At 35.3% G+C, this 9,417-nt stretch carries 7 protein-coding genes and 1 pseudogene; all 8 read right to left on the reverse strand.

Going from position 1 to position 9,417, the window contains the following annotated elements:
• Positions 1 to 345: 345 nt before the first annotated feature.
• Positions 346 to 2,889, reverse strand: coding sequence for a bifunctional diguanylate cyclase/phosphodiesterase (locus L1D46_RS18335; protein ID WP_239978005.1), 2,544 nt, complete (start codon positions 2,887 to 2,889; stop codon positions 346 to 348).
• A gap of 213 nt (positions 2,890 to 3,102) precedes the next feature.
• A pseudogene (locus L1D46_RS18340) lies at positions 3,103 to 3,321 on the reverse strand (IS30 family transposase); the annotation flags it as partial.
• A 27-nt stretch (positions 3,322 to 3,348) separates the two neighbouring features.
• Positions 3,349 to 4,566 carry an IS4 family transposase gene (locus L1D46_RS18345; RefSeq protein WP_239978006.1) on the reverse strand — a complete coding sequence of 406 codons (1,218 nt, stop codon included), beginning with the start codon at positions 4,564 to 4,566 and terminating at the stop codon, positions 3,349 to 3,351.
• Between the two features lie 842 nt (positions 4,567 to 5,408).
• A complete protein-coding gene (locus L1D46_RS18350; protein ID WP_036973903.1) occupies positions 5,409 to 5,747 on the reverse strand; it encodes a response regulator in 339 nt (112 codons plus the stop codon).
• A complete protein-coding gene (locus L1D46_RS18355) occupies positions 5,740 to 6,123 on the reverse strand; it encodes a hypothetical protein (protein ID WP_051501964.1) in 384 nt (127 codons plus the stop codon). The genes L1D46_RS18350 and L1D46_RS18355 overlap by 8 nt, the downstream gene beginning before the upstream one ends.
• A 6-nt stretch (positions 6,124 to 6,129) precedes the next feature.
• Entirely contained in the window at positions 6,130 to 7,101 is a 972-nt protein-coding gene (locus L1D46_RS18360; protein ID WP_239978007.1) for a response regulator, read from the reverse strand.
• Positions 7,102 to 7,207: 106 nt separating this feature from the next.
• Complete coding sequence (locus L1D46_RS18365; protein ID WP_239978008.1) at positions 7,208 to 8,038, reverse strand: ATP-binding protein; 831 nt, start codon at positions 8,036 to 8,038, stop codon at positions 7,208 to 7,210.
• A partial coding sequence (locus L1D46_RS18370; protein WP_239978009.1) for an EAL domain-containing protein occupies positions 8,035 to 9,417 on the reverse strand: 1,383 nt, incomplete at its 5' end. The genes L1D46_RS18365 and L1D46_RS18370, both read right to left, overlap by 4 nt.

A 9,417-nucleotide genomic window follows, 5' to 3' on the forward strand; every position in this document is an offset into this window, starting at 1 on the left:
TTACAAGATTTTAGTAAAAATAATTAGGGGCTACAGGTCTTTTATGATTAAAACGCGTACACTCTAGAGCGGTTTAATCGCGGCACGAGGGGAAATTGATCTGCAAAGGTTAATTGCTACTATGCAAAACCCTACACGTAGGTCATCCTGGATATGTATGCTGCGTTATCGCCTATTTGTGAGGAGTAACGACACAGCACAGAGTATGCTTGTCTAAAAACAACCGATAACGCTGCAAGTTAACCTCGAAAGATAGCAGCCCCCTCATAACAACTGAAGTCAAAAAGTTATTGATAGCGCTTAGTTAGATAAAATTGTAATAAAACGCCTATAAATTTTGTTCTGTCACCTAAGTAATCTGTGTTCATTCTTACTGTTTTTTATATAGGCTATGAGACTATCGATAGGTAATGGCTTAGAGAAAAAGTACCCTTGAATCTTAATGCCTTCAAATTGGGATAAGTGTTTGATCAACTCTTCATCTTCAACACCTTCGACTATCACTTTTTTATCTAGGTCGTAGCAAACCCTGATAATAGTATCTAACATCTTTTGTTCTTTGGTATTTACTAAGTGAGCGCCTATTGTAAACTCACGATCAATTTTAATGATATTCGCTGGCTGATGAGTCAGATATGATAAGCTTGAGTAGCCGGCTCCAAAGTCATCGATTGCTACATTGAGTCCAGAATCGACTAGTTCAATGAGTTTTTTCTCTATAGCCTTCTTTTCTTGAAAAGACGATTCAGTAACTTCTACCGTAAAATTTTCAAATATAATGTTATTTTTAGTTAATAAAGAAAGCAAATTACTTGCAAAATCGTCTTTGATTATTTGTTTCGTCGAAAAGTTAACGGCAACAGTCATATTTTGCAGTTGGGGATATTTTTTTATATCTTCGATCACTTTGTTAAGAACCTGCTCGCCGACTTGAACTATTTGACCCGTAGTTTCCGCGATGGGTATAAACTTAGCTGGTGAAACCCATTCATTGCCGTTTGACCATCTAACTAATGCTTCAACTCCAGTGATCGTATTCTCATTTAAACGATGCACTGGTTGGTAAAATACTTCTAATGCATTATTCTTAAGTGCATTTTGTAAGTTATTTCTGATAGTGACGGTCTCATTATGCTTATCTTCCATAAACTGCTGATAAAAATAAAGTTGGTTACCGCCAAGCTCTTTTGCTTTTCCAAGGGCGATATTTGCTTGCTGAAGGTTTAACCGAATATTAAATAAATCGAGCTGTTTGTAGGTTACAGCTCCACCGCTTACTTTAAGGTTAAGCTCATTATTATCAATAAGATGAACTTCAGAAAGTTCCATAATTAAAGATTTAATTTTTTGTTTTAATGACTCTGGGGAAATATCAAAAAAATATAAAACAAAGCTATCACTCGCTCCCTTAGCGATTAACGCTATATTATGGGTACTTTCATATATTCTTGCAGAGACACTTTTGATCAGTTCATCACTTATTTTATATCCTAAAGAAATGTACATCTCTTCAAAAAAATCTACTTTCAAAATAACGGTTGAAAAATTATTACCGCGCTTTGCATAGCTGGCCTTTAAAAACTCGGCTTCTAAAGCCGTTAATTTGAGTAACCCCGTTAGCTCGTCATGCTTTGCCCTAAACTGAATGATTCTTGATGAATCTGCGACTTGCACAAATATAAATATAAACATGAAAGTGAGCCAAAGTATTGATTGATCAATTATTGTATCGATATGTATGGATTCATAATCATTGATAAAGCTATAAACATCATGGTCAACTAAATCCATGACATTTATTTTTTGTGTGATGAAGTGCTTGTAACTATTAATTAGTTCGCTTAAGTTTGTTTTATTTGCGTTATTATCATCTAACGAAAAATAGATACTTGGGGTTAAACCTAGATAAGTATCGTATTGACTTAAATAATTTAAATAGCCTTTTTCTAGCAATAAATTAATATCCAGCAAATTTAATATGTAATATTTACTGTTATTTGCTATCTCAACAGATGCTAATAGCATAAGAATGGGTGTTGCTGAGTTTAAGGTGAGTGAATTTGTTGCAAACTGAATGTCATCGTGGTTTTGCGTTAACCATGCTTTTATTATTGGTTTTTCTAGCATACCTTTAGAGTAAAAGTTTTTTGAAAAAGCATTTCCTGAGACGAAGTTAAGCTTGCTATCAAGAACTAACATCCCCTTAATAATGTTGTAATCGTTGGTATAGGTTTTTTGGTCTATATCAATAAGACGCTTGAAATCATCAAAACTAACGTTGTTAATTCGTGCTTTAACTCTAGAGAGAGCTTTTTTTTGTCCCTCAATAGATTTATTTATCATTGTTTCTATTAAGTAAACCTTTGCCCTTGCATTGGCCTCTTGATTTTTTACTACACTCAATGAAGCTTGATGCCAGACCGTCGCTCCAATAAAGACCGCAATGAAGACAACTATCTTTATTTTCTTCATTTCTATTATTTGGATATTTTTATAAGAAGCTTTCACAAAGATTGCAGCGAAAAGCGTAAACAAGAAAACCGCAGATAAAGAAAAAGTAAATGGATTCGAGTCAATCAGGCTAATTTGAAATTTTTGCAGCATATGAAACCAAACGGAAATCTGTACTAAAAAGAAACATAAAAAGCTAGCTGCAACTATTGAAATTTTATACTTTTTTGTTTTTGTGTTTAGGCTCAATTTTTGTATCACTAAGAGCACGACCGTGATTAACAGCGCGTTTAGTGTTGTTACAGGGCTAATAACTTTCATCAGCTCATATTTATAAAATACGAACTCAACTATGCCCAACACAAAAATAATGAAATGAAAATAAATGATAGCGCTATAAAAAATACTAGCCGCGCTCTTTGTTACTTTAAGTTGCATATATAATGATCATCTATTTATCAAACTAAATTTTTGGCAGTGTAAAAGGATTAGTACACCATTACAATGCGCGACAGCAATAATATTTTACTAGTACCTAAATTAACTGGCTTACTGGCTATGCTCCTAATCTTTGTTGAAGTTTGCTTTTATAAACATATCACCTAAAAATCTTGCCCGCGAATTCAAGTCCGAAGTGCACCACTCGCTAATTTAGGCAGCTCTACGTAACTCTTCAAATACAACCGTGGGCTGCTTAAAGCCAAGGCAATTTCTCGGTCTGGCGTTTAACGCACGTTCAACATCGGCCACCAGCTTATCCGTGACCGTTCTTAAATCCGTGCCTTTGCGTATGTACTGGCGCAGTAAACCGTTGAAGTTTTCATTCAATCCGCGCTCCCATGAGGAATACGGATTAGCGAAATAGATATCCGTCTAAGGGATCCCCAAAAATAATTATTAAATTTCAATTACATCACTCACATCCATATTTTTCCAATCGAGTTGCACTACCACCTGTACGAAATAGGCTAGTCCTGCCAAATAATCTCGCCGTCGCAGTTTAATGGACTGTTTTTTGAAGTATCGCAGCCCAACAAATGCCCATGACACTACTCGTCTTTTTTTGGTTGAATTAGCTTGAAAAGCGCCTGTCTTTCCTGCTTTGTCTATCACTGCCCCCAGCATCATTGAGAACCAATGAACCAGAGTTGCGAGCAGTAAAAGTATGTCTAATCGATTGAGTTTGTTCGTTCTGTGCAGATCTGAGCCTAAGCCGAATCTAACACTTTTTTGATCTCGAAACCCTGCCCCTATCTGCATTCTCATACCATATAGCTTGAGCACTTTTTCGAGAAAATGGTGCCTTTTTGGAAGTGAAGAAACGAGTAGCCAAGGCTCTTTATAACCGCGTTCTTTATCTCTTTTTAATAACTTATGTCCCTTGCCAACCAACACTGCATGCGTTTGATATTTTGCACTTTTGGTCAGCCCGGTCGCGCCAAGATACCGGCTCTTACGTTGATTGTTCTTGAATAGTGACTGGCATGGAATAAACTCATCGCTGTCCTGCGTTTTCAAGTGTGCCGTACCTCGAACCCGGCTGATATAATGCCAGCTATTATTCCGCACGGCTTTGAGCCAGGGAACTTTAAAGCCCGCATCCGTCACAATGACGGGGCGGCAATCACTCGGCAAGATCAGTTTGAGCATCTTTAAGAACCGTTTTTGTACTTTTGGGCAATGATATTGAAAGCTGAATGCACTTTCCTGGTATAAGGTCAAAGAGCGACCTTCACTGACAATGCTAGCACGCAGAATACAGTATTTGGTTTGTGTATCTGCATGACTCCAATCAACCAATATGAAGGGATGCTTTTCAGTGACCACAAAACTGCTTAAGCGAACATAAACCGATGTCGATTCACGCAAAAGCTCGTGGTTATTGAGTAGTCGATCAATACGCTTAATATCATGTTTTTCAGTTGTTTTTGAATTCAAATTGCGACCAATAGATGTCAAGGTGCATTGCTGACAGTGCAAAAGAGGTTTAACGGCAGCGACTAGAGTATTAAATCTGGCTTTATGAATAGAGTTAGGGGTGACAGCGCGGAGCATATTGTGCAAAATAGTAGACGCATTCATGGTGTTTAGTTCTGTTGTTTTTAAGCGATTCATAAGATCACAAAACACCATGAATGTTCCCTCACTACCCATATTTTTTAACACTATTAGTTCATTGATATATAAAGGCTAATTTTGGGGATACTTTAGGTTGTAAACCTTTAAAGTTAGCTCGGTAACGGCCGTTTTCCTTAAACTGTAATAAGTACTGATTAAAGGTGTTGAGTCGTTTTTCATTTTTGCTGCTATTTTTTGGAAATAATAAAAAGCTTTTATTAGGGTCTGTTGATTTTTGTAGTACATATATTAATCAGCCCACACTGGTAGCCACATCATCGTAAATGCTAAAGCGAGCATTGAATGATAATTTCATTCAAGCTTTTCATACCGTGTTGCTATTCCTCTATATTGCTTAATACGGCCAAATGCCGATATTTGTACATACACCAGTCAAGATTTACTATTTGTAAATTCAGTTGAGCATAATTTATGGTGAGTTATTTTTAACAAAAAATCTAATACTGATGTTAGTTATAACAGCTCATATTTCATCTTACAGTTTTAACTGATATGGTTAGATTTAAACTGAAAGATAATTATAAGCGTGAAACAGCTACTAGTATACATTCAATTTAATAAAAGCTAATCTAGTTAGCTAGTTGCGTTATCCATCCTCCCCATATGCAGAAGAGTAAGCTTGCATTAGCATGCACTTAACATTTTTAGACTTAAACCATTGTCGCGCACAGGAACAGATTGAGCACAAGAAATCATGTGGTTGATGAAATTATATTTTTTATAAATGACCTGATTTCGTCCATTACCCTCAGGGCGGGGACATTAGATGAGTTTAAAGTATAAAAAAATCCAGTGGTATTAATAAATAGTATAGATTTCTATTTAAGCGATGATAAACAATTTATTAAATCCAGCTTTGTTAAAGGTTTTTGTAAAATAAAATCACAATAAGAGTCTTGCAAATTAAATGTATCACCACTTATTAGCAGTCTTTTAATATTAGGGAATCGAAGCTTCATTTCTAATAGTATCTCACTACCTGTTATTTCTGGCATTTGCTGGTCAACGACTATAATATCTATCTCTTTTAAGTACGGCAATTCAAAAACCCGCGTACTATCATATAATACGATGCATTCAAAAGCTGAACCTCTTAGCATTCTTAAGTAAGTGTCTAAAATATATGGCTCATCATCAACAAATAAGACCTTAGGCATCCACATCCCTGTAATTCTTTACTATATGTTTAATTTGCTTTTCAAGTACAGGCCAATGAGTATGTATTTCAGATATTAACCTTGTTGTATGTAATTTGTCGTTGTTCTTGGCGGCTAAGTTTAACTCATCACTTAACCTTCCAAGTTTGACAGCTGCGCTAAAGCGACACAAACCACTTAGACTATGCGCTACTCGCGATACTTCAACTAAATCATCAACTAAACAACACGTTTCTAGTTTCATTAATTTTATTTCCGCTGCCTGCGCAAACCCCAATAAAGCACAATTAACTATTTCTACGCTACTATCATCATACATTTCAATTAGGGTTTCGAGGTTTAATATCTCAGCGTCATATAATAATTTATTATCCACTTATACTTAATCCCCCACATTCTGTAGCAGTCGCCTACTGCATGTATGCGACCACCACGAAGCTAATTGTCTCAGTAAAGCTAAAATTTGATTCCTATTTTTTAAATTCGCCGAAGCTATTTGAGTTATTAATACTTCAAGCTTACTAAGGCAAATAGTAAATGCTTCCAAAAAATCAGGTGAATATTCATATTTTTGAATATTTTTTCCTATGTAAAGTAGGTAGTCAGCGGATTCACAAGCGCGTTTACGTGCATTATCTATAGCGACATGTTTGCGATTTTCGATGAAAGCATCATAAAAATAGCTAATTGCATACGCAACATTTTTTAACCTTCTATCTAATTGATAATGACCTGTCGTTGCGCCTTCTGGCCAATCTAAAAAAGCGCGTTTACTTACAACATCATTAGACGTTTGTTTAACTGTCTCTGACTCTTCAATTAATGGCTTTTTGACGTCTAAGACTATTGAAACTCCTCGATGAGGATATTCTTTTGGCCCCGTACTAATTTTAGAACCTTCTATAATGCTTAAGTAATAAGTTGTTTCTTTTATAGCCTTTTGATTCTGTAGGTGCTCATGTATTTTTTTGGTAAGCTTTGCAGAAGATATGGGTTTAACTAAAAAATCATTCACATCAAACTTAACACATTGTTCGATCAACTCTTTATATGAGTTAACAGAAAGAACTATGATTGGAATGTCATGGGCTGTTGAACTAAAGCCACCACTTCTAACCTTAGATATTAAATCAATCCCGCTAGCCTGCTTTAGCTCTATATCTGTAATTAATAAGTTTACACTTACAGATTCTAGTATATCCGAGGCTATTTTATAATCAAATGCTTTTAAAGCATTACAGCCTTGAATCTTATTAGCAACCCCGAATAAAAAATTGCAAATTAAGGCAACATCATCAAGTACTAGAATATTTAAGTCTTTAAGCAGCATTTTCTCGCCTTGCCATTTTATCAACTTTACTCTTTTTTCGATCTAAAGCATGTAACAATTTCTCGTACCCTCTTTATAATCTATATAAATAAAAAGCGAATTAAAACAAAATATTACCCCTTAGTTGAGCCTAGGAGTTTATTGGTAACTTAATTGTAAAGCAGCTACCTTTTCCTACACTACTTTTAACCTCAAGTATTCCAGCATGCTTCTCTAAAATACTTCTAGAAAGCGCTAAACCTAAACCTGTACCAATATCTTTGGTTGTATAGAAAGGTTGAAAAATTGTTTCTAGCTTATCTTGTTCAATACCCGGCCCGTTATCCTCAACACGGATCCAAGCCCACGAATCATCACAGCCTGTAGTAATAGTTATTATCCCAAAAGATTTAAATGCTTGAACTGCATTTAATATCAAATTTAGAACAACTTGATTTATTTGGGAAGCAACACATCGAACTCGGGGGATATCCCCAAAAACCTTTTTAACATTAGCCTTATATTTTAACTCATTTGCCAAGATATTTAGCGTACTATGAATACCTAAATGCAAGTCTACTTCAGTAAATTCAACATCATCTATATGAGAAAAGTCTTTCAATTCACGAATTATTTCAATAACTCTCAGTAACCCAGATTCAGATTGAGACATCAATATTGGTAAGTCTTTACTTATATAATCAAAGTCATAAAGCTGTTTTAATTTATTAGTTTGCTCAACAGGTAATTGGTTACTCAGTTGCCTAATGAGCATCATAAGACTATCTATATATTCTTTTAAGGAGACTAAATTTGAAGCTACATACCCAATTGGGTTATTAATTTCATGGGCAACACCAGCAGCGAGCTGCCCCAACGATGCCAGCTTTTCTGAGTGCAACAACTGCTCATTTAACTGCTCAACTTTCTGAGCGAGTTTTTCATATTCTAATCGGTCTGCTGACATTGGTAATTCACTCAATCACTTATACTAACACTTTGTTTATATTTGCGAAATGCAGATTGCAGTTCTTTTTTAAGCTCTTCATCTTGCCAAGGTTTCGTAATAAACTTATATATAAAGCCATGATTAATCGCATCTGTAACTGTTCGAAGGTCTGTATATCCAGATAAAATCAACCTAACTGTCTCAGGATACATATCTTTTACACGGCTTAAAAACTCAGTTCCATTCATTTTCGGCATTCTTTGATCCGATAAAATAACTTGTACATCATTGGATGCTAATAATTCAAATGCTTCTATTGCATTATTGCACGTAAGGATTTTATAAGGCTCTTTTCTTAATACTCGCCTTAAGGAATATAATATATTATCCTCATCATCAACTAATAATAAAGTTGGTAAATCATACTCCGCTTTTAAATTACGGTTAGGTAAATAATCCTCTAAAAATACCTCAAGTGAATCGGTAGGAAGGGGCTTTGCAAAAAAGTATCCTTGTAACTCATCACACAACATTCTATGTAACATCTTTGTTTGTGCAATTGTTTCAACACCTTCAGCAATAACTTTAAGTCCTAGTTGATGAGCCATTGCAATAATTGCACGAATGATTGCTCCATCTTTATGATCTGTTACTAGCTCACGGATGAATGATTTGTCGATTTTTATCCGATCTATAGGTAACCTTTTTAAATAACTTAAACTCGAAAATCCAGTACCAAAGTCATCAATTGCAACACTAACGCCTAATCGTTTTATCTCTTGCAACTTTTGTACAACTTGCTCAATATTCTCTAGCATTAACGACTCTGTGAGTTCTAGCTCTAACCACTTTGGTTCTAATTTGGATTTAACCAAGATTATTTCCAACTGCTCAATGAAATCATCTTGTTGAAATTGTAAAGAAGATAAATTTACCGCCATTACTATTTTAGCTAAGCCACGTTTTTGAAGAGAGTAATTATAAGCAGCAGCTTCTTTAACCACCCATTGACCTATTTCGACTATTAAACCCATTTCTTCAGCAATAGGAATAAACTCATCTGGACCAATCAATCCTAACTCCGGATGTTTCCAACGAAGTAAAGCTTCTAAACCAATTAAACGTTCGCTACCAGCTTCAACTTGTGGCTGGTAGTATAATTCAAACTCACGGTTAGCCAATGCATTTTTCAACTTGACCTTTAAGTCCAATCGTTTGTTAAACTTACCTTCCATATTTAAGCTGTACCACTGAGCATTATTACGGCCAAATTGCTTAGCCTCATGCATAGCTAAATCTGCTTGCCTTATTAAAACTGCGGGTTCTTTTAATAAATCATCGGCTAGACTAATACCGATGCTTGCTGTAACTTGTGCTATATGCCCATCGACCTCAAATGGCGTTGATATCAT

The sequence above is a fragment of the Pseudoalteromonas sp. Isolate3 genome (assembly GCF_022398505.1).
Taxonomy (GTDB): domain Bacteria; phylum Pseudomonadota; class Gammaproteobacteria; order Enterobacterales; family Alteromonadaceae; genus Pseudoalteromonas; species Pseudoalteromonas apostichopi.

Bases quoted from the DNA above. Each gene is read 5' to 3' on its own strand.
- L1D46_RS18335 (WP_239978005.1), bottom strand. From the start codon at position 2,889: ATGCAACTTAAAGTAACAAAGAGCGCGGCTAGTATTTTTTATAGCGCT.
- L1D46_RS18350 (WP_036973903.1), bottom strand. From the start codon at position 5,747: ATGCCTAAGGTCTTATTTGTTGATGATGAGCCATATATTTTAGACACT.
- L1D46_RS18345 (WP_239978006.1), bottom strand. From the start codon at position 4,566: ATGAATCGCTTAAAAACAACAGAACTAAACACCATGAATGCGTCTACT.